The sequence below is a fragment of the Flavobacterium sp. RSP49 genome (assembly GCF_003968735.1).
Lineage (GTDB): Bacteria > Bacteroidota > Bacteroidia > Flavobacteriales > Flavobacteriaceae > Flavobacterium.
On sequence record NZ_RYDN01000008.1, the window covers coordinates 40,119 to 60,864 of the forward strand.

At 32.9% G+C, this 20,746-nt stretch carries 18 protein-coding genes and 1 tRNA gene; 3 read left to right on the forward strand and 16 right to left on the reverse strand.

Annotation, left to right across the window (positions count from 1 at the left end):
• Positions 1–292: 292 nt before the first annotated feature.
• The 3 genes from EKM02_RS06225 (at position 293) to EKM02_RS06235 (ending at position 3,668) form a co-directional block, all read left to right on the forward strand.
• Positions 293–2,437 carry a hypothetical protein gene (locus EKM02_RS06225; RefSeq protein ID WP_126453250.1) on the forward strand — a complete coding sequence of 715 codons (2,145 nt, stop codon included), beginning with the start codon at positions 293–295 and terminating at the stop codon, positions 2,435–2,437.
• On the forward strand, positions 2,427–2,720 hold the full coding sequence (locus EKM02_RS06230) for a hypothetical protein (protein ID WP_126453253.1): 294 nt from the start codon (positions 2,427–2,429) through the stop codon (positions 2,718–2,720). The genes EKM02_RS06225 and EKM02_RS06230 overlap by 11 nt, the downstream gene beginning before the upstream one ends.
• Before the next feature lie 162 nt (positions 2,721–2,882).
• Positions 2,883–3,668, forward strand: coding sequence for an abortive infection family protein (locus EKM02_RS06235; RefSeq protein ID WP_126453256.1), 786 nt, complete (start codon positions 2,883–2,885; stop codon positions 3,666–3,668).
• Positions 3,669–3,737: 69 nt separating this feature from the next.
• Here the strand turns inward: EKM02_RS06235 and EKM02_RS14765 are convergent, their stop codons facing one another.
• From EKM02_RS14765 to EKM02_RS06310, 16 genes are all read right to left on the reverse strand, one after another.
• Positions 3,738–3,884, reverse strand: coding sequence for a hypothetical protein (locus EKM02_RS14765; RefSeq protein ID WP_158614727.1), 147 nt, complete (start codon positions 3,882–3,884; stop codon positions 3,738–3,740).
• Positions 3,885–4,222: 338 nt separating this feature from the next.
• On the reverse strand, positions 4,223–5,470 hold the full coding sequence (locus tag EKM02_RS06240) for a site-specific integrase (protein ID WP_126453259.1): 1,248 nt from the start codon (positions 5,468–5,470) through the stop codon (positions 4,223–4,225).
• A gap of 271 nt (positions 5,471–5,741) precedes the next feature.
• A tRNA-Ser gene (locus tag EKM02_RS06245) sits at positions 5,742–5,829 on the reverse strand.
• A 166-nt stretch (positions 5,830–5,995) separates the two neighbouring features.
• Positions 5,996–7,129 (reverse strand): 3,4-dihydroxy-2-butanone-4-phosphate synthase, encoded by a 1,134-nt coding sequence (gene ribB / locus EKM02_RS06250; protein WP_126453262.1) that lies wholly within the window; start codon positions 7,127–7,129, stop codon positions 5,996–5,998.
• 8 nt (positions 7,130–7,137) lie between these two features.
• A complete protein-coding gene (locus EKM02_RS06255; RefSeq protein WP_126453265.1) occupies positions 7,138–8,571 on the reverse strand; it encodes an LptF/LptG family permease in 1,434 nt (477 codons plus the stop codon).
• Between the two features lie 8 nt (positions 8,572–8,579).
• Complete coding sequence (locus EKM02_RS06260) at positions 8,580–9,257, reverse strand: LolA family protein (RefSeq protein WP_233592249.1); 678 nt, start codon at positions 9,255–9,257, stop codon at positions 8,580–8,582.
• A gap of 43 nt (positions 9,258–9,300) precedes the next feature.
• Positions 9,301–11,748, reverse strand: a complete 2,448-nt coding sequence (locus EKM02_RS06265) for a DNA translocase FtsK (RefSeq protein WP_126453270.1) — start codon at positions 11,746–11,748, stop codon at positions 9,301–9,303.
• Positions 11,749–11,765: 17 nt separating this feature from the next.
• Positions 11,766–12,140 carry a diacylglycerol kinase family protein gene (locus EKM02_RS06270; RefSeq protein ID WP_126453273.1) on the reverse strand — a complete coding sequence of 125 codons (375 nt, stop codon included), beginning with the start codon at positions 12,138–12,140 and terminating at the stop codon, positions 11,766–11,768.
• A 10-nt stretch (positions 12,141–12,150) separates the two neighbouring features.
• A complete protein-coding gene (gene tpx / locus EKM02_RS06275; RefSeq protein WP_126453276.1) occupies positions 12,151–12,648 on the reverse strand; it encodes a thiol peroxidase in 498 nt (165 codons plus the stop codon).
• A gap of 169 nt (positions 12,649–12,817) precedes the next feature.
• On the reverse strand, positions 12,818–13,075 hold the full coding sequence (locus tag EKM02_RS06280; protein ID WP_126453279.1) for a DUF6952 family protein: 258 nt from the start codon (positions 13,073–13,075) through the stop codon (positions 12,818–12,820).
• 6 nt (positions 13,076–13,081) lie between these two features.
• Entirely contained in the window at positions 13,082–13,396 is a 315-nt protein-coding gene (locus EKM02_RS06285; RefSeq protein ID WP_126453282.1) for a thioredoxin family protein, read from the reverse strand.
• A gap of 79 nt (positions 13,397–13,475) precedes the next feature.
• The gene (locus tag EKM02_RS06290; protein WP_126453285.1) at positions 13,476–14,111 is read right to left on the reverse strand and encodes a peroxiredoxin; all 636 of its coding nucleotides are present in this window, start codon (positions 14,109–14,111) and stop codon (positions 13,476–13,478) included.
• A gap of 176 nt (positions 14,112–14,287) precedes the next feature.
• Positions 14,288–15,754 carry a Na+/H+ antiporter NhaC gene (gene nhaC / locus EKM02_RS06295; RefSeq protein ID WP_126453288.1) on the reverse strand — a complete coding sequence of 489 codons (1,467 nt, stop codon included), beginning with the start codon at positions 15,752–15,754 and terminating at the stop codon, positions 14,288–14,290.
• Positions 15,755–15,958: 204 nt separating this feature from the next.
• Positions 15,959–17,572 (reverse strand): glycoside hydrolase family 3 protein, encoded by a 1,614-nt coding sequence (locus EKM02_RS06300; RefSeq protein WP_126453291.1) that lies wholly within the window; start codon positions 17,570–17,572, stop codon positions 15,959–15,961.
• A gap of 167 nt (positions 17,573–17,739) precedes the next feature.
• Complete coding sequence (locus EKM02_RS06305; protein ID WP_126453294.1) at positions 17,740–19,014, reverse strand: AmpG family muropeptide MFS transporter; 1,275 nt, start codon at positions 19,012–19,014, stop codon at positions 17,740–17,742.
• Between the two features lie 26 nt (positions 19,015–19,040).
• Complete coding sequence (locus tag EKM02_RS06310; protein WP_126453297.1) at positions 19,041–20,570, reverse strand: glycoside hydrolase family 10 protein; 1,530 nt, start codon at positions 20,568–20,570, stop codon at positions 19,041–19,043.
• Positions 20,571–20,746: the final 176 nt, after the last annotated feature.

A 20,746-nucleotide genomic window follows, 5' to 3' on the forward strand; every position in this document is an offset into this window, starting at 1 on the left:
AGGAGAAAATTATTAGATTAGTAGGGATTATGATAAAAATGGTAGAGTTTAGATTGGGGGAAGGATGTGAGGCGTCTTTTTTATCTTACCTATTAATTTATCTGAAGAAAGTTTTCTATGGTATATTTTTTTTATGTTAAATATCACTAAAAGTGGGTATTGTGGATGCAACTTATTAAGCTTTTATTTACGAACAAGAAAATATACCTTGATATGTGGTAATACTTTAAAAGGGCATTACTTATTGATATTATGTGCTAGTTGGGCACAATATCTCCTAAAAACACGAAAAATGAAACTTGACATACACGTACATACAAGGAAAATAAAATCAGGAGATGCTCCAACTCGTAATATTGAAACAGATAAATTCATTGATATTTTAAAAGATACAGATGTAAAAATTCTGGCTATCACAAATCATAATCATTTTGATTTAGTACAATATGAAGAATTTAGGGATGGCGTTTGTACAACTTGTCAAATATGGCCTGGTATTGAACTTGATATTCAAGAAAGCGGAAAAAAAAGAGCACATTTAATTGTTATTTGTAATCCTAAAAATCACGTTGAATTTAATGTAAAAGTCAATGAAATTTTAGCAAGCAAAAATCCCGATACTTTTACAACAACACTACAGGAAACAGTTGAAAAATTTGACTCTCTTGACTGTATTTACATTGCACATTATTTTGTAAAAAAACCTGATCTTGATGATGAAGAATTACAAATACTTACAGATTTAGTTTCTAATCCTAAAAGAATTCTAAAAGAATCTACTAATTCAATTTCCGCAGGAATATACATAAGTCACGGTCATAATTCTATTTATGGTTCAGATGTTCATAATTGGGATGACTATATTGAAATTGCTAAAACATTACCTGATTTACGTTTACCTGTCGAAAGTTTTGAACAGTTCTGCCTTTTACTTGAAAAAGATGAAGCAACCATAAATACTTTATTAAACAAAAAAGTAAAGGAAAATATTGAAATAACACCTTTTAAGAATCTAGCAGAAATTGTTCGACTAGATATTTATAATGATATTAATATTTTATTTGGTTCTAAAGGAACTGGTAAAACTGATATTTTAGAAGCGTTATCAAAATATTATAATGCTAAAGGTCATAAAACTACTGTTTACAAATCCAATGATTATCATTTAAATGATATTTTTGATATTAATGGCAATACATTCAATTGTGAAGTTTCTGACTTTGGAATAGATAAGTGTGAGGATGTTATAAAATTTCTCAAAGAAGTAAGTGAAGAAGAAGTTACAAGTATGAACAAATATATGCTTCATTTTTCAGTTCAAGAGACAAATAAAATATCTCAAAAACTAAAAATAAAAAACATAAATCAAGAAGATGAAACCCTAACTCAAAGAAGTTTAACTGAAATAACAAATATTCTTTCTGAGTTTAAAGCATTTCGAAATTACGCTCACGAAACGGATGAACTTAAAGAATACATTCAAGATTCACTAATTGTAGAGTTAATTGAAGTAATTGAAAAAATAATTAATCAATTAAAAACTGAAACTGAGATAAAGATAATTGAAAACAAAAGTATTTATTTATTAAATAGTATAATATCAACTTTTTTGGCAGAAATATCAAAAAAAACGGGACAACCACCAAAACCAACAAAAACAGGTTTCGCAGAATATTCACGAAACCGAATGAAAATTGAGAGATCAGCAAAAAAAATTATTGAAAATATAAAAATACAAATAGATCCAATAGAGGAATATGTTGGTAGCCTTGGAGAGAAAGGACAACTACACTGCAAAACAAATCTAATTATTCAAAATGGTACTTTCACAGACGGTGACTTTTCTCCAGTAAAAAATGTAAACAAAACACCTCAAAAATACTTTGTAAATGCAGTAATTTCAATATCAAAACATATTCACTCAAGTGAATTATTTTTAAAAATATCTGAATTAAATGATATAGATCGTATTGAAACTATAAACTCATTGAGTGATCTTTTACAGAAGCAAAAACACTTTACACTTAACGGAAACTATTATAGTCCTTCAAATGGTGAATCTTCAATGATTCTCCTTCATATGGAATTGACTGAAGATAGAGACATTTATTTAATAGACGAACCCGAGAAAAGTTTAGGTAATGACTATATCAATGATGTCATCGTTCCTCTACTAAAAGAAAAGGCATTTCTTTGTAAAAAAGTTATTATAGCTACACACGATGCAAATATTGCAGTTAGAACTTTACCTTATAATTCGATATATAGATTGCATAAACAAGGGCAACACTTTACTTTAACTGGAAATCCGTTTTCAAATTCATTAAAGTGTATTTATAATTCAATGCCTGAATTAAATTGGAAAGAAATAAGTATGAAAACATTAGAAGGCGGTAAAGAAGCCTTTGGAGAAAGAGGAAAAATATATGGAAACTAAAAAGGCTACAATAAGAAGAGAAGAAACCAATACATTTTTGGTTTTAGAAGTTGGTGAAACTCCACTTGAAATAATTCTTACTGACGACAATCCAAATAACATCAAGCAAGTGTTCAATAGCTTATTGAAAGAATTAAAGAAAGGGATTTTTGAATTTAGTCTTGAAGATGAAGGGAAAGATCTATTTCAAAACATTTGTACTGAATATATAGTTCAACTAAATGTCGAAATTAAAGCAATTTATGATGAACTTGTAGATTATGAATTAACAGAAGAACAATAATACTGTGCCCAACAACTATTGAGCTAGCTGGAGTTTAGTGGAATTACCGTTTCGCATCAACTTTCTGGAAAGCCGAAAATTAAAAGGTTACAAAATCCACAACAGACCACAGGCATCTATACCGTTAGCTGCAACTCTAAAAAAAAGTACGAAAAGAACATCATGGAAAAGTTTAAAGATCATATTTATGATTGGCTAATTGAATTAGAAGAAAATAAAGCAGCAATTTTTCTAAACGATTGTGAAATTGAAAACAATTATATAGACACTTTATTTTCAATGGGTAGTGATATAGAGACTTATATGAGCGAAGTTATTGTAAATGTACCTTTAAAATTACATCGTAAACTTGCCGAATATAGTAAAGAAACTTCTGCAATTGAATCTGCAATCAGTGAATCTGCACAATCAAGTGGAAACTATATTCGAGATATTAGTTGGAGACCATATTTAAAAAATGAACATAATAAAGAATCCGAGAAAAAAACTGATGAAATAACAAAAATACTTACACACGAATATGTTCATAAACAAATTAGGCTTATGAATAATTCTATTGTAAATAATCCTCATTTGGCTTTAGGAATTTCGAAAGAACTTATTGAAACTTGCTGTAAACATATACTTAGTGAAGAAGGTATAGAACTCAATAAAGAGTGGGATGTTGCAAAATTGGTAAAAGAAACAAATAAGCAAATCGATTTAATGCCTTTTCAAGTAGAAAATGTTGAATTAGCAAAATCATCAGTTGCAAAAATTTTAGGTGGCTTTTCAAATATTGTTCATGGAATAACCGAATTACGAAATTCATATGGAACTGGGCATGGACATTCTCCAGAATTTGTGAGTTTAGACAAAATATATACAAAACTAGCAGTTGCAGCTTCTAGTGAATTGGCGATTTTTTATTTGAGCTTAAAACAACTGAAAGATCAAAAGAGCAGCTAAGAGCTAAGTTTTCTTAGCGTGCGCAGCATGAACAATGAAAGCTGTGTTGAACGGAATCGCTTATAAGTTCTATTTATCTGATTTGAGCTCTTTTATGATGCGTTCGATTTTTGCCTGTCGTAACTTACTTTGTTCCTTATATTCTTTTTGCCTTCTTTCGAAAGTGACTTCTATCAAATAAAGTTCTCGGTCTATTTTTACAAGTTCTTTTTTCAAGGCTAAAGTTTTTTGGTGATTGTAATAATACATAATTGATATCACTGCCATGACTATCAAACAAAAAATTATTTGAAATTGAGTTTTTTTAGGCATTTGAATTATTTTTATTTAATAAATAATAAAAGTTTAAGATATTCTACTTTTATAAAACTCCTAAACTATTATAAATGTACTGTAAATTGCAAAAAGAAGCCGTTTAATTACCACTTATGTTTGAATTCTAGCTATTTACAGAGTTTACATTTATTAACTATTAATTTAAAATTGTATTTTTTTGCCTAAACTGAACTATTTACTCTAAACTTAGTTATGCTAAATTTAGATTAGTGAAAATTCTAATTGGTCTTTTTTATAATTTCATCATTGTTCCGGTTTGACATTTTGTTTCGTAAAATCATCATATCCTCACTAACTTTTTTATCCAATATTTTAGCGTAGTGTTGTGTGGTTCTTAAACTTTTATGCCCTAACATTTTGCTCACGCTTTCTATGGGAACACCATTTGTAAGCGTTACAGTGGTTGCAAAAGTGTGGCGTGCAATGTGGAAGGTTAAATCTTTTTTAATACCGCAAACGTCCGCAATTTCCTTTAAGTAGCTATTCATTTTTTGATTGCTTAAAATAGGTAACAGTTTATCTTCATTTATGCATTGTGGATGATTGGCATATTTCAGGATTAATTCTTCTGGAATAGGGAGGAGGGGGATTCTTGAAGCAGTTTCTGTTTTCTGGCGATGGGTGAATATCCATTTTCCACCGTCAATACCTATACTTATATTTGATACTGTTAAGTTTTTCACATCGATGTAAGCCAGACCTGTAAAGCAGCTGAAAACGAAAATATCTTTAACTAGGTTTAGTCTCTCAGTTACGAATACTTTGGAATAGATATCTTGAACTTCTTCTTGCGTCAGATAATCTCTTTCAACTTCCCGAATTTTTGATTTATAGTTTGCAAATGGATCCTTATCTAGCCATCCATTTGAAATACAGATTTTGATTATTTTCTTGAAATTCTTAATGTATTTGACAGCAGTATTGTTGGCGCACTTACGGACACTTCTCAGATAGAATTCATATTCTGTTACAAAAGAGTGGTCTATTTTATTGATTTCTATATCAGATAGATTGTATTTCCACTGTAGGAAGTTTTTGGTGTGCTTCAGTGAGGTTTTGTATCGCTCTAGTGTTCCGGGTGCGTATTCAAGGCCTAAAAGCTCTTCTACTTTCCGGTTATGTTCTTCGAAAATTGGGATGAGCATACGTTCACGCTCCTGGACGCCGAGAAGTCTATTTTTGAAAACTTCAATTGTGAGGGGTTCATTGCGGTGAATTAATTCCATTTGGATGTCGAATATTTTTGATTTTAGTAAATCAAGGTATTCATTTAATGAACGAGCATTCTCTGTATTGCCTTTGATTTTTGACATCTCAGGGGACCATTTAGCGGAATCTATAAATTTTTTGGTACTGAACTCCATTCGATTTCCATCGACAGTTAATCTTACATAGATAGGAAGTAGACCTGCAGCATTAGCTTTTGTGCTCTTCGCATAGAAGTGCAATGTGATTTTAGTTTTCATAGTGGTAACCTTTTAATTAATTATTCAATTTAGATTTCTAAAGCAAATCAAACAAGATGTCCAAATGATGAACCCGTCAAGGAACATTGATTGAACTGCTTGTTTGAAAGGTTTAAGTTGATTTAGCGAGACCCTGATCTTTGAAAAATTCTAGGGTCTCGATTTTATCTCATTAAGGATGAGATTAGATGAATAATTTGAATATGTCATAAAAGCAAAAACCCCGTAAATCATAAGATTTACGGGGTTTTGATACCATTTGTTTTTCTACTGGCGGAGAAAGAGGGATTCGAACCCCCGGACCTGTTACAGTCAACAGTTTTCAAGACTGCCGCATTCGACCGCTCTGCCATTTCTCCAATATGTCACAATCAATATATGATTGCGAGTGCAAATATAGGAACCTTTTTTGGTTATACAAATCTATTGTTAAAAAAATAAGGTCTATTAGATATACTTATTTTTAATTGTTTCATTTTCTTTGCTTTACCACTTAATTTATTTATTAAAATAAATTAATTTCTTTTAATAACTGACGTATTCTGTTATTTCTAGTCCGTAACCTATCATGCCTACTCGTTTTCCTTGCGCTGTATTTGATACTAATCGGATTTTTGAAATATCTATATCATGAAGTATCTGCGCTCCGATTCCAAAATCTTTACTATCAATTTTAATTTTTGGGGCTTTTATTTTTCCTTCAGCCTGTAAAATTTTAAGCTCTCCAAGGCGATTCAATAAATTAACAGATTGCATATCTTGATTGATAAACACAACAGCTCCCTTACCATGTTCGTTAATTACTTTAAACATGTCATCAAGTTGTTGGTCTGCATTATCAGTCAAAGTTCCTAACAGATCATTATTGACTTGTGAAGAGTGTATTCTGGTTAAAATTGGGTCCCCTAAATTCCAAGTCCCTTTTGTCAATGCAATATGGATTTGTTTGTTTGTCGTTTGTTGGTATGCTCTTAAACGAAAAGTACCGAAACGAGTTTGTATATCAAAATCATCTTTCTTGATAATTAGGCTGTCGTGCTGCATTCTATAAGCTACAAGAGCTTCAATGGAAACTAATTTTAGATCGAATTTCTTAGCTACTTTTACCAATTGAGGCAATCGAGCCATAGTCCCATCTTCGTTCATAATCTCTACAATTACTCCAGCGGATTTAAAACCCGCTAATCTGGCAAAATCAATGGCGGCTTCCGTATGACCAGTTCTTCTTAGTACGCCTCCTTGTTTGGCAATCAATGGGAAGATGTGCCCGGGTCTTGCTAAATCATGTGGTTTGGTATCAGAATTGGCTAAAGATAAAACTGTTTTTGATCTATCTGCTGCTGATATTCCGGTGGTCACTCCGTTTCCTCTTAAATCAACCGAAACAGTAAAAGCAGTTTCCATTGGGTCGGTGTTATTACTTACCATTACATGAAGACCTAGCTCTTTGCAGCGGCTTTCTGTTAATGGCGCGCAAATGAGTCCTCGGCCGTGTGTGGCCATGAAATTAATCATTTCAGGTGTTACTTTCTCGGCTGCTGCTAAAAAATCACCTTCATTTTCACGATCTTCATCATCTACTACGATAATAATTTTTCCCTGACGAATAGCTTCTATCGCTTCTTCAATTGTGTTGAGTTGTATATTATTTGTAGTCATTCGTTTTGTTAATTTTGTGATGGAAATATTTTTTTTAATATTTTTTGAAATGGAGCCAGAATAACATCCATATTTATCAATCCAATATCATTGGTAGCCCTGTAAGTTAGTATAATTGCTAATGGGGATAACAATATCGAAGATAACCAAGCACCTAAAAAAGGTGACATTCCGTTTTCTTGAGCTATTCTTTTACCAAAAGTATTTATGAAATGAAAGGTTATAAAAATTAAAATTGCAAAAACAATTGGCAGCCCCAGTCCTCCTTTTCTAATAATTGCTCCCAAAGGCGCCCCAATAAAAAACATTAGAAAACACGCAAATACAATTACAAATTTATCATAAAAAGCTAGTAAGTGTTTATTGATATTTTTTTGTTTATTTTCTAATTCAGTTTTAGAGGTATCAATTGAATACACGGTACTACTAATAGTACTGGTCGCTATTCTTAAAATTTCTATTTGTTGTTCTCTAGTATACAAGGATAAAATATCTTCAGGAAATGATTTTTCTATTTTGAACTCCTTTGGTTTAGTATTGTCAGGAATTCGTATTCGGGCATTGCTATTTTCCGAAAATGAAATAATATCATTTTTTAAATTTTTGTTTAATGAATCTAACGTATAGTTTAATTCATTGACAGTAAGCATGGTGTTAGTGTTAGCGACGCTTTCGTCATTGACGTCTACACTATTAAGTTCTGATAAATCAATGTTGATAATATGTTTTTTAAACGAACTTTTGATGAAAGGCATTTTACTGCGATCCTCATATTTTTTTGGAACTATGTCTTCGTAGTAAAAGCCATCATTTAGTACTAATTGTAAAATGCTAGATTGTTCACTACTTATTAATTCGCCATCTCGGGCTTTAATGACTGTTTTACTCCCGTCACCAACGTTTGATTTTTTATGAATAGTCACACCCGTAAGGATGTTACCGTTGTCACCTGTTTTTTTATTTACCTTAATATTATAAAAACCAACATCATTAAATTGTCCTTCGGCTATCGCCAAGGCTGGTTTTACCTGGGCAATATTTTTCCTGAAATTAATAAATTTATACTCCGCATAAGGAATCACATTATTCGAAAACAGAAAGGCTACTATACTTAATAAAACAATAAATACAGTTAAGCTTCTCATGGCTCTTTGCAAAGAAATTCCGGAAGATTTCATTGCAGCAAATTCATAATTTTCTGCTAAATTACCAAATGTCATTATAGAGGACAGTAGTATCGAAAGGGGAAGTACTAAAGGCACAATCCTCGGCATTGAAAATGCAAGGAATTTTATGATCATGAGTAAATCTAAATCCTTTCCTGCTAATTCAGCTATGAATAACCAAACGGTTTGAAGTATAAATATAAAAAATAGAATTACAAATACTGTGGTAAATGTAGTCAGAAATGTTTTTAATAAGTATTTGTCGAGAATTTTCACCTAATAAATTAATCTAATTTGTTGATGTAGTAATTTGGATATTTATTGCTTGCAAATGTAAATTGATTTTTTGACAAAGGTTGGTTGGTTTTGAAAGAATTAACCGTTAATGTTGTTTTTGTTCCTTTTTTACCAATTTCAATTAAGTTGTAGATGTGTTTCGTTTGTACGTCAATCCCTAATAAGATCTCTTTTCTTTGGTCTTTAGAATTAATCGGAATCAACTTTATATACTGAATTTTTCTACCTCTGACATTTTGTAAAACATCCATATTGTACTTATAACCAGTATTGAAAAATGTTAACATTTTAGAAGGTGTGATTGCATTGTCATCTTTATCATTGACCGTTGAAATTGTGATTTCTTCATCTTCAGGAACGATAGTGTAGTTTTTTTTTCCATCATAAATCTTAGTCACTCCCATAAAATTTAAAACATACTGATTCCCTTTCATGGTAACATTTCCTTTACTTTCCTGATTAATGTTTTCTTTTGTATTATTCAAGGAATACTTAAAATCAATTATGATAGTATTGTAGCTTTTTACTTTTGCAGTAACTTGGTCTAAAAGATTTTTCGCTTTTTTATCCTGAGCTTGTATCGAAAAACTAAAAAGTAGTAAAGTGGTAATAAAAATAAGTCTTTTACTCAAGTTCTTTAGATTGCTTTTTTTGAATAGCTTCATTTGTTTGCTTTTACTTGAGTTTTGAATCTTTGTTTTCATGTTGTTAATTGTTTTGTTCATTGTTGAAAAATTGATCAAGAGAACTCATATCCAGAATGTTTACACTACGCGCTTTACTTCCTTCAAAAGGCCCAACAATTCCTGCGGATTCCAGTTGATCAATCAATCGGCCCGCTCTATTGTACCCTAATTTTAGTTTTCTTTGTAACAATGATGCGGAGCCTTGTTGTGCATTGACAATTATTTCGGCTGCTTCTCTAAACAAAGTATCTCTATCAGAGATATCCATATCAAGATTAATGCCACTTTCTTCTCCAATAAATTCTGGAAGTAAATAAGCGGTAGCATATGCTTTTTGACCACCAATGAATTCCGTTATTTTTTCTACTTCTGGAGTGTCTATAAACGCACATTGTACCCGTACTACATCATTCCCGTTTGTGTATAACATATCGCCTCGGCCTATTAATTGGTCGGCACCTTGTGTGTCAAGAATGGTCCTGGAGTCAATTTTTGAGGTAACTCTAAAGGCGATTCGGGCAGGGAAATTAGCTTTTATCAAACCTGTAATTACATTTACCGAAGGTCTTTGCGTCGCTATAATCAAATGGATTCCTATGGCACGCGCTAATTGTGCCAGGCGAGCAATAGGAACTTCTACTTCTTTTCCGGTAGTCATAATCAAATCGGCAAATTCATCTACTACAAGAACGATATACGGTAAAAATCGGTGGCCATTTTCTGGATTCAATTTTCGGGCTTTAAATTTATCGTTGTATTCTTTAATGTTTCGCACCATCGCGTCTTTCAACAAAGAATAGCGATTATCCATTTCTACACACAGGGAGTTTAAGGTATTAACTACTTTTGCATTATCAGTAATAATTGCTTCATCCATGTCTGGAAGTTTGGCTAAATAGTGTCTTTCAATCTTATTAAAAAGGGTCAGCTCCACTTTTTTAGGATCTACCAAAACAAATTTAACTTCGGCGGGGTGTTTTTTGTACAAAAGGGAAGTTAAAACAGCATTTAATCCAACAGATTTTCCTTGTCCAGTAGCACCGGCCATTAATAGGTGGGGCATTTTAGCTAAATCAACTACAAAAGTTTCGTTCGAAATGGTTTTTCCAAGAGCTATAGGTAATTCCATTTCGGCTTCTTGAAATTTAGCGGAACCAATAACACTTTTCATCGAAACCATCGTGGGGTTTTTGTTAGGAACTTCAATCCCTATGGTTCCTTTCCCAGGAATAGGGGCAATGATCCGAATGCCTAATGCCGAAAGTGAAAGCGCAATATCGTCTTCTAGACTCTTGATTTTTGAAATTCGAATTCCTGCTTCCGGAACAATTTCATATAAAGTAACCGATGGACCAACAGTTGCTTTTATTTGAGCAATTTCAATTTTGTAATTGCGAAGCGTATCTACAATTTTATTTTTATTTTCTTCTAATTCTTCCTGATTGATAGTGATTCCTCCTGTTGAATATTCTTTTAATAAATCAATTGTAGGAAATTTATAATTGGACAAATCCAAAGTTGGATCAAATAATCCAAAATCAGCAACTAGTCGCGAGGCTAAATTTTCTTCAATTATATCTTCTTCAGGAGCTGTTTCTATTACAAAAGTATCGATGGGTGCCGCTAATACCTCTGATTTTGCTACTGGTGTGATTTCCATAGCGAGAGGTTTGGCAACGGGTTCCCGGTTAATATTTGATGCGTTGCTTATTGTAGGTTTTAATGCTTCTTTATTAATTTCAAATTGATTGCCATTAGTTTTCAGATGAATACTGTCCTCTTCTTCGGTTACTGCAAACTCTTCTAAATTATAACTACTATTCTCATTTTTAATAGGACTTATTGTTGCTAAATCAGTCTTTAATTCTTGTTTTGTTTGATCAAAAAAGGATTGGATTTTTTCTGGTGAAATTTTAATCTTGAAAATTACATATATAATTAATCCAAATAATAAAAGTAATAAAGTGCCTGTTTTTCCAATGTAATCTTGTGAAAAAGAATTCAATTCATACCCAATTACACCTCCTAATTCAGGTACTGAAGTAGCAAAAAAACCAAACAAAACTGACAAAACGACGCTCACAAATAAATCCCAAAACCAAATGCTTTTTAGTTTTTTTAAAGGTAATCCTAGTATTAAATATATTCCAGTTAAGAAAAATAACCGTACAAATATAAATGTAGCAACTCCAAAACCGTTATAAATTAGTAAATCAGCTAAAAAAGCGCCAAATTTCCCCAACCAATTTTGAACAATTTCCGTACGATCCGCAATCGAATGAACTGCGCTTTGATCTTCTTGACCGTAAATGTAAAAGGAAACAAAAGCAAATAATAAAGCAATTGAAAACAATACTAACAGTGAGCCAAAAACAATTTTATGTTGTTTAGTCACCCTCCAAGGACTATGCTCGGGAGTCTTAGAATCATTTTTTTTATTTAAAGGAGGTATTTTTGTTGTTTTTGCCATTCGAGTTGTACTAATTCTTACAGGAATTTTGGTGTATAAATAATTAAACCGATTGTTATTGCTGTTAAAGCAGCAAAAAAGACCGCTCCTGCGGCAATATCTTTAATAAACCCAATTTTTTCATTATAATTGGGATGGATAAAATCAGCTACTTTTTCTACAGCCGTATTCAATCCCTCAATGCTAATAACTAATCCTATTGCTAGCGTTTGAAACAGCCATTCTGTTGTAGTAATACTAAAATAAAATCCAGCAATAGTCAGCAGTATGGCTATTGAAAATTGGACCATTACACTATGTTCTGTGCGGATCAATTTTAAAGCGCCCTTAAATGCATAAGTGACGCTTTTTAATCTTCCCGTAATGAAAGTGGTATCTTTTTGAAACTCCATCAAGTAGAAATTAAAGTACAGCTAAAGCCGCTTCATAATTTGGCTCGTCTGCAATTTCAGCCACTTGTTCCGTATGGGTAACTATTCCGTTTTGATCAACAACAATGATTACTCTGGAATGCAATCCGGCCAGAGGGCCATCAGTGATTTCTAAACCATTTACTTTGCCAAATTCACCACCTTGAAAATCAGATAAATTAATGACATTTTCAAGTCCTTCAGCACCACAAAAACGTTTTTGGGCAAAAGGCAAATCTCTAGAAACACATAATACAGTTGTATTTTCTAAAGTACCGGCACTTTCGTTAAATTTTCTTACGGAGGCTGCACAAGTTCCTGTATCTATACTTGGAAAAATGTTTAAAACTAGTTTTTTACCTTGAAAATCACTAAGCGAAACTATAGAGAGATCTGTTTTAACTAATTTAAAATCAGCTAATTTAGTCCCGATTTTTGGTAATTCTCCTGAAGTGTGTATTGGATTTCCTCCTAATGTTATTGATGCCATAATGATTGTTTTTTAATGTGGTTCAAAAGTATGAAAATTATTTAAGAATAAGGTTTTAAGATTTAAGATTTTAGAGCAGTTAAATAGAAAGTCGACTGTAAAAAAGATATAAAAAAAACGCTCATTCCAAATGTTTTCGGATAATGAGCGCTTTTGTGACGGATCGAATTTATTTATCTATGGATCCTAAAACTCGTTTCATAAAGGTATTTAAAGCCTCTTTTTTATCAGTCCCGTTTTGAATCATTTTATGGACTTCAATGGCACCATACATGTTTGAAATTAATTCACCAATCACATCTAATTCCTCATCTTTTAGCGATGGAAGTTCTGTTAGGGCCTCTAAAACTTCAATAGTTTCAATCACATAATCTTGATCATTTTCCTCAATAAATTGAGTTAAATGTTTTATTACCGGTAATTTCATGGTAGCTTAATTTGTAGAAATTTCAATTACTAATTCAGCTAAAACATCGGCTTTATTCGTTTGAGTTTCATTCAATAATTTTCCTCCAACAAATGTTGCAAATGTTGGTAAATTAGAAACATTAGCTAATTTTCTAGAATTAGGTGAATTTTCAGCATCTACAAAAACAAAAGTTATAGCTTCATTTTCAGCAGCCATTTTTTTGAATTTAGGTTTCATGATTTTGCAATTTCCGCACCAAGAAGCAGAAAATTGAACTACTACTTTTTCGTTTTTTGTAATTAAATCTTGTAAAGTATCTTCGTTTAAATCGATTAACATAATGTTTTTTTTTAAGATTTAATGATGAAATAAATTTTAAAAATTTATTTCATCATTAAATTAGAGGTTAATTTCTGTTTTAGTTGCTTAAATATGAAGCAACACCTTCTCTTGTAGCCGTCATCGCATCTTTTCCTTCTTCCCAATTTGCTGGACAAACCTCTCCTTTTTGTTGAAAATGGGTAAAAGCATCCACTAAACGCAAATATTCATCTACATTTCTGCCTAACGGCATGTCATTCACACTTTCGTGAAAAATTCTTCCTTCTTCGTCAATTAAATATGTAGCTCTGTACGTTACGTTAGAACCCTCAACGATTATGGAGTCAGTTTCATCACTATAGCTTGTAGAATCAATATCAAGGATCCCAAGGATATTAGATAAATTTCTGTTAGTATCGGCAAGAATTGGGTATGTAACACCTTCAATTCCACCGTTATCTCTAGGAGTATTTAACCAAGCAAAATGTACTTCGTTAGTGTCGCAAGAAGCACCAATAACGATTGTGTTGCGTTTTGAAAATTCTGGTAGAGCAGCTTGAAAAGCATGTAGTTCTGTGGGGCATACGAAAGTAAAGTCTTTTGGGTACCAAAACAAAAGTACTTTTTTATTGTTTTTTGTTGCCTCCTCTAAAATATTTATTTTTAAATTGTCTCCCATTTCTGACATTGCATCAACTGCAATGTTAGGGAATTTTTTACCTACTAATGACATGATTTTTTATTTTTTGTTGTAATTGTTTGATGGTGCAAAAGTACTTCGAATCGCGGCTTTTCAAAGCGACTTTTAATTATAATTTGCTATGAAGTGATAATTTATTATTATTATAAATCCATCAAAAAAAAGTGTTGCTACTAAAATTAATATTTCTTTGCTACTACATATAAGTTTTAATCCGATATTTTATTTTTATCAGAAACCAATTGCCTAATTTTTATATTGAAAGCAGCAAATAATAAAGTCATAAAAGGGCTTAAAAGATTAAAAAAGGCAAAAGGAAGATAGTCTAATGTTGGCACACCTAATGTTCCTGATTGGTACGCTCCGCAGGTATTCCAAGGAATTAATACCGAGGTTACAGTCCCGGCGTCTTCTAATGTTCTACTTAAGTTTTCAGGGGCTAAACCTTTATTTTTATAGGCTTTCGCAAACATTTTACCCGGAACTACAATGGCTAAATATTGATCCGAAGCTGTAATGTTTAATGCCAAACAGCTTCCTACGGTAGACGCAAATAAACCAAAAGTGGTGTGTGCTAATTTTAAGAGGGCTTTACTAATTGTTGCCAATGCGCCAATTGCATCCATAATGCCACCAAAAACCATTGCGCAAAGAATCAACCATATAGTTCCCAGCATTTTTTGCATTCCTCCGGAAGTAAATAAATCCGCAAGGGTTTCATTTGTAGTAGGAATGCTTACTGTAGTTGTTATGGCATCCATTATTCCTCTGTAACCGGATTGTAAAGTCATGTTGTTGACACCAGAAATTTGATTGATGATGTGAGGTTGAAATAGAATTGCAAATACAGCAGCCAGAAGAGTTCCTGCTAAAAGAGCAATTAGCGGTTCTGTTTTTTTTATGATTAATCCAATAACAACAGCGGGAACTATAAATAACCATCCCGAAACAGTAAAAGAACTTTCAATATCATTTAGCAGTGTTTTTATATCCACATTTCCTTTAATATCCACTGTCAAACCCAGAATAATAAACAAAATTAGAGTAATAATATACGTAGGAATTGTTGTTATCATCATATATCTGATGTGCGTAAACAAATCGGTTCCGGCCATAGCAGGGGCGAGGTTTGTTGTGTCTGACATGGGCGACAATTTGTCTCCGAAATAGGCTCCGGAAATAACGGCCCCTGCAACCATTCCTAAATCAAAACCCAATGCGCCACCAACACCAATTAATGCTATACCTACCGTAGCACTGGTGGTCCAGGAGCTTCCGGTAGCAATAGAAATTATAGAACAAATTAGCAATGTAGCAGGCAAAAATACCGTTGGACTCAAAATTTGTAACCCATAATAAATCATCGAAGGAATAATGCCACTTACCAACCAAGTTCCCGCTAATGCTCCAACCATAAGTAAGATCAGGATAGCGCCTACGGTTGATTTGATGTTCTCAGCCACTTCATCAATCATTTTTTGATAGGTAACCTTATTAAAAAAACCTATAATTGCTGCAACAGCTCCACCCAGCAAGAGTACAAATTGATTGCTTCCGCTCAAAGCATCATCACCGTAAACGAATACATTAAAACCTAGCAGCATGATGAGCGCTAGAACAGGAACCAACGCTTGTCCTATTGATAATTCTTTATTTTTGTTGATTTTCACATCCATTCTATAGTGTTTGGATGTGCAATATAGATAAAAAAAAGCCTTATATCCTAAAGTGGGTACTGTATCATTTTTGGTTTTTTGTAGCTTTTATTAGTAGAACTTTCAAATTAAATCATTCGGTATTTAAAATATTTCGGAATTTATTTTTTGGTTATTTTTCACAATCCGTAGTCCTTTTTAGAGAAAATCAAATATTTTATGAGTCTATTCAATAGTTGATATTTGCACCGGTAGAGCTCCTTTACACTCCATGTTTTCCAGTAATTGGTGTGCTGCTGTTTCTTGAAATTCCGAAAAATCCTGATACACTTGAACGATTCCTGCAGTAGCACTTAAGTTAGGAATTATCTGTAATGCGTACGGGTTTCCAAAGACATATAAAAAACACTTTTTTGAAATAAATAATTTTTCTAAATACTGCAATACAAAATCCTCGATATCAAAATTATTCATTGGTTTGGCTTTTGGAACAAACAAAGCAATAAGAATAGTATCAAAATCAAGTAGCAGTTCATCTAATTCATTCAGGGCTATGGTATCTCCTCTTTCATAGCAAAATTCAGGACAAGGCAATGCAGCCGATAAATTTTTAAAAAAAGAATTTTCAGTGTTTTTATACAGACTTATTTTGGCTAGATTCGCTCTGTTTTTTGCATCAAAAAGCGTAACGGTATTGCGGGTGTCTTTTATTTTAGTAATGCAATTTTGAGCAATTTTTGAGTTTAATTCAGAAGTAGTTTTAAAATCAAAAGCATTCCGGGAAAGATGCGGTAATTTAGAAGTTCTGTCTATAATACCTGCTTTTTGTTTGCATTTCCACAACCGGTTAAAGCTAGCTTCAATCCGTTCCGGAGTTGCGTTTTTTAGGATTTCCTGTATTCCTTCGGGTACGTTTTCGGCAAAGCACAAAATATCATTACCAGCATTAAAAGCTTCCCATTCCAGTTGCCCTTTTTGATCGTATAATTTAGAAACGCTGTGCATATTCAAAGCATCCGAAATCACTAAACCATCATAGCCCAATTGCTTGCGCAAAAGGGTTTCAATCACGGATTTTGACAGCGTTGCCGAAGTGTTTTTTCCTTCGTTCAAAGCAGGAACTGCCAAATGACCAATCATAATCGAATCGACTTTGTTCTCAATTCCTTTTATAAACGGAACCAGTTCATTGGCTACTAATTCTTCGAGAGTTTCTTTTAAAATAGGTAATCCCAAATGCGAATCAACATTAGTATTTCCGTGTCCGGGAAAATGTTTTAGACAGCCTAAAACACCAGCATCATTAAGTCCTCTGATATATTCCAGTGCAAAATTAGTTACTTTTTCTTTGTCTTGACCAAAAGAACGGTAGCCAATTACAGGATTATTCGGATTGTTATTGATATCCGCCAATGGCGCTAAATTATAATGAATCCCAACTGATTTTAAGTCTAAACCTATTTGTTTGCCCACTTCATAAACCAGATTTTTTTTATTGTCAGGCAAAGCGCCGAGGGTAATTGCATACGGATATTGTGGTGTTTTTTCTACGCGCATAGCCAATCCCCATTCGGCATCAATACTCATCAATAACGGAGTCGTAGCACAATTTTGATATCTGATTATGAGTTCTTTTAAACGCTGAAAACTACCATCGTTCAGGACCACTTTTTTTGTAGTTTCATAATTCGTCGCAGCACTAGCTCTACTGTGAAAAAAAGTCAATCCACCTATATTGTGCTCTTTTATTAATCGTTCGGTAGCCTGAATGTTTTCCTCAGTATCATTGATGAAAACGGCTGGGAAGAAAAATTGTCCTATTTTTTGTTCTATTGTCATTATAAAATGAATATGATGTTAATTTTAAACAAATAAGTCACGTAAGTCAAGTTACACAGAATAAATAATTATATAAAAGGGTTGTGAAAAAACAGTTATTTTTAAGAGAGTCTTACTTTCTTAAATAAACTTATATGACTTATATGTTTAAAAAAAAGCTAGTTTGTTTATTCTTGTTCTGTTTTCTTACCGAAATCGGCAGGAAAAATCAAAAAGCGGGATAAAATTAATCCAGGGATGGTTGCCAAAAACACCCAAATAAAGAAATTACCATAGCCCAAATAGTCTTGAATAAATCCGCTCAACATTCCCGGAAGCATCATTCCTAACGCCATAAATCCGGTTGCAATAGAGTAGTGAGAGGTTTTTGATTCGCCATCAGCGACATAAATCAAGTACATCATGAAAGCCGCAAAACCAAAACCATAACCAAATTGTTCCGCTATCACCGTCGCATAAATATAGAAAACGGAACCAGGATGAAAATGGGATAATAGTATGAATCCTATTATAGGTAAGTGCATGGCTAAAATCATGGGTAACATCCATTTTCCTAATCCATCTCTGGAAATGGCAATACCGCCTAAGATGCCGCCCAAAGTAAGCGAAATCACGCCAAAAGTCCCATAGATAACGCCAACATCCTGTGTGGTTAAGCCCATGCCTCCTGCAGTTATAGGATCTATTAAAAAAGGAGTTAACATTTTTAATAACTGAGATTCTCCTAATCTGAATAATAAAATGAAAGCCAAAACTAAACCAATTTGTTTCTTTTGAAAAAAAGTAGCAAAAACAACTCCGAAGCTTTTATTTGGGACTGATTCCGTTTTTGCCTCTGCAATTTTTGTTTCAATTTTTGGAGTCGAAAAATAATTGTAAATGGTAATTACCGCCATAATTAATCCTATAATTACCATGGTGTAGGACCATGCTTTTTGTTTGTCTCCATATTCCTGTTCCAGATAACCAGCAATAACCACAATTAATCCGTTTCCGGTAAGCATCGAAAGTCTGTAAAATGTACTCCGTATACCAAGGAAAAAGGATTGTTGGTCTTTCTCTAAAGCCAACATGTAAAAGCCATCACTGGCCACATCATTAGAGGCTGATGCAAATGCCGCCATCCAAAAAACAGCTAGACTTAGCATGAAAAAATTATTCATAGGAATGGTCAAACCCACAATCAAAAATGCAACTGCAATCAGTAATTGCATGCTCAAAAACCATTTTCTTTTAGTCGAATAGAGGTCAATAAAAGGGCTCCACAGCGGTTTGATTACCCATGGTAAATATAGTAAACTGGTATATATACCAATATCCTCATTGTTGATTCCTAGGTTTTTATACATTATTACCGAAACCGAAATAATAATAGCATACGGCAAGCCTGAAGCAAAGTTTAAAACGGGAATCCAATACCAGGGTCTATTGTCTGTTTTCATTTAAGGCAAATTGTATTCAATTAAAATTATTGCATAAAGTTAACAAAAGTGGCTTCACTTTCATTACCATAAAAATCGATGAATGTAATGGCGCAGGAATTATTTTTATCTAATTTATAAGTAGGAATTACTATTTCAACTGGGTTTTTCTCATTGAAAGCAATTTTGTTGATGATTTGGCTCGGATCATTCACATCAATTTGTGTTTCAGATGTAGATCCATAAACCATCACATAACGCACTTGACTGTTTTCAGGATAAGGAACATAAAAACTAGAAGAAATCGAATTTTTAACCAGTGCGTTTGCCCTTGGAACAGCGATTACTTTTTTGACAAAATTTGGAACAACGTGAGGAAGTGCGGGATATTTGTATTGGTTGTTTTCCAGTAATCGAGTCACACTTTGATTTTTGTTTAAAAATGATTTGGCACTAAAAAAAGCATTACCCTGAATATTTTTATATGATCTGGTAATGTCTATTTGGTTGGGGATTTCGTATGGATTATTCCATCTTTTGTCTGAGTCGGTATTGATTTTGTATGATCCGTTACCAATATAGATTGCCGTATTTGTTGAATTTTCAGACCACCAACGCAACAATTTCGAATAGGAAGCTTTAGGGTGATCCATACTCCAGTATAGCTGCGGAACAAGGTAATCAATCCACTTGTTTTCCATCCATGCTAACGGATCAGCAAATAAATCATCGTAATTAGTTTGCCCTGATTCCGTTTCTGAACCTCTTGGATCCACTGATTTATTTCTCCAGACGCCAAACGGGCTAATACCAAATTGTACCCACGGTTTGATGTTTTTGATCGATATTGAAACACTTTTTACAAAATCATTCACATTTTTACGTCTCCAATCCGCTAAATCCAATCCATCTCCATATTTTTTGAAAGAATCAGTGTCGTCAAATAATTCTCCTTTTATTTTATACGGATAAAAATAATCATCAAAATGAATAGCATCAATGTCATAATTTGTAACGACTTCTTCCACGACAGCTGTCAAATGATTTTGAACTTCGGGCAAAGCAGGATTGTAATAGTATTTACCACCATATTTTATCATCCAATCGGGATATTTAAAAAAATCGTGTTGTGGACTTAAAAGTGCAGTATTGTAATCCATTGTGGCACGGTATGGATTCATCCAAGCATGAAATTCAAAACCTCTGGCATGCGTTTCAGCAATCATCCACGCTAAGGTGTCAAAATAAGGTTTTGGTGCCTGTCCTTCTTTACCGGTCAAAAATCGGGACCAAGGTGCTAATTGGGTTGGATAAAAAGCATCACCAACACTTCGAATCTGAACAATGACTGCATTATAATTTAATTTTTTATAAGCCTCTAAAATCTCAATATAGTCTGCTTTTTGTTTGGCAACATCATCAGTACTCATTTTTGGCCAGTCAATATTCACCACTGTAGCAATCCAAACGGCTCTAAATTCATTTTTGGGATTTGTAGTGGATGTTTGTGCGTTACCAATCGAAAAAGATAGTAAAAAGAATAAAATATGCAAAAGAGTGTGCTTGCGATTTTTCATTAGAGTATTGTTTATAAAGTATTCAAAAATAGTTTTTTTAGTGAAATTTACCCGATAAAATGGGTTTAAAATTAGACTTTTTTTATCAGTGCAATTTCTTTGCCGTTTTTTCAAAATAACATTAAAGAATATTTTACCTTAAATAATAAAAGGATTTGAATATTTCTTATTAGTTT

What these genes read in the sequence shown, in the direction of transcription:
- EKM02_RS06270 (WP_126453273.1), bottom strand. Translation starts at nt 12,140, where the DNA reads ATGGAGTTTCAAAAAGATACCACTTTCATTACGGGAAGATTAAAAAGC.
- EKM02_RS06290 (WP_126453285.1), bottom strand. Translation starts at nt 14,111, where the DNA reads ATGTCATTAGTAGGTAAAAAATTCCCTAACATTGCAGTTGATGCAATG.
- nhaC (WP_126453288.1), bottom strand. Translation starts at nt 15,754, where the DNA reads ATGGATGTGAAAATCAACAAAAATAAAGAATTATCAATAGGACAAGCG.
- EKM02_RS06235 (WP_126453256.1), top strand. Translation starts at nt 2,883, where the DNA reads ATGGAAAAGTTTAAAGATCATATTTATGATTGGCTAATTGAATTAGAA.
- EKM02_RS06310 (WP_126453297.1), bottom strand. Translation starts at nt 20,570, where the DNA reads ATGAAAAATCGCAAGCACACTCTTTTGCATATTTTATTCTTTTTACTA.
- EKM02_RS06225 (WP_126453250.1), top strand. Translation starts at nt 293, where the DNA reads ATGAAACTTGACATACACGTACATACAAGGAAAATAAAATCAGGAGAT.
- EKM02_RS06260 (WP_233592249.1), bottom strand. Translation starts at nt 9,257, where the DNA reads ATGAAGCTATTCAAAAAAAGCAATCTAAAGAACTTGAGTAAAAGACTT.
- EKM02_RS06280 (WP_126453279.1), bottom strand. Translation starts at nt 13,075, where the DNA reads ATGAAATTACCGGTAATAAAACATTTAACTCAATTTATTGAGGAAAAT.
- EKM02_RS06265 (WP_126453270.1), bottom strand. Translation starts at nt 11,748, where the DNA reads ATGGCAAAAACAACAAAAATACCTCCTTTAAATAAAAAAAATGATTCT.
- EKM02_RS06305 (WP_126453294.1), bottom strand. Translation starts at nt 19,014, where the DNA reads ATGAAAACAGACAATAGACCCTGGTATTGGATTCCCGTTTTAAACTTT.
- EKM02_RS06285 (WP_126453282.1), bottom strand. Translation starts at nt 13,396, where the DNA reads ATGTTAATCGATTTAAACGAAGATACTTTACAAGATTTAATTACAAAA.
- EKM02_RS06300 (WP_126453291.1), bottom strand. Translation starts at nt 17,572, where the DNA reads ATGACAATAGAACAAAAAATAGGACAATTTTTCTTCCCAGCCGTTTTC.
- ribB (WP_126453262.1), bottom strand. Translation starts at nt 7,129, where the DNA reads ATGACTACAAATAATATACAACTCAACACAATTGAAGAAGCGATAGAA.
- EKM02_RS06240 (WP_126453259.1), bottom strand. Translation starts at nt 5,470, where the DNA reads ATGAAAACTAAAATCACATTGCACTTCTATGCGAAGAGCACAAAAGCT.
- EKM02_RS06230 (WP_126453253.1), top strand. Translation starts at nt 2,427, where the DNA reads ATGGAAACTAAAAAGGCTACAATAAGAAGAGAAGAAACCAATACATTT.
- tpx (WP_126453276.1), bottom strand. Translation starts at nt 12,648, where the DNA reads ATGGCATCAATAACATTAGGAGGAAATCCAATACACACTTCAGGAGAA.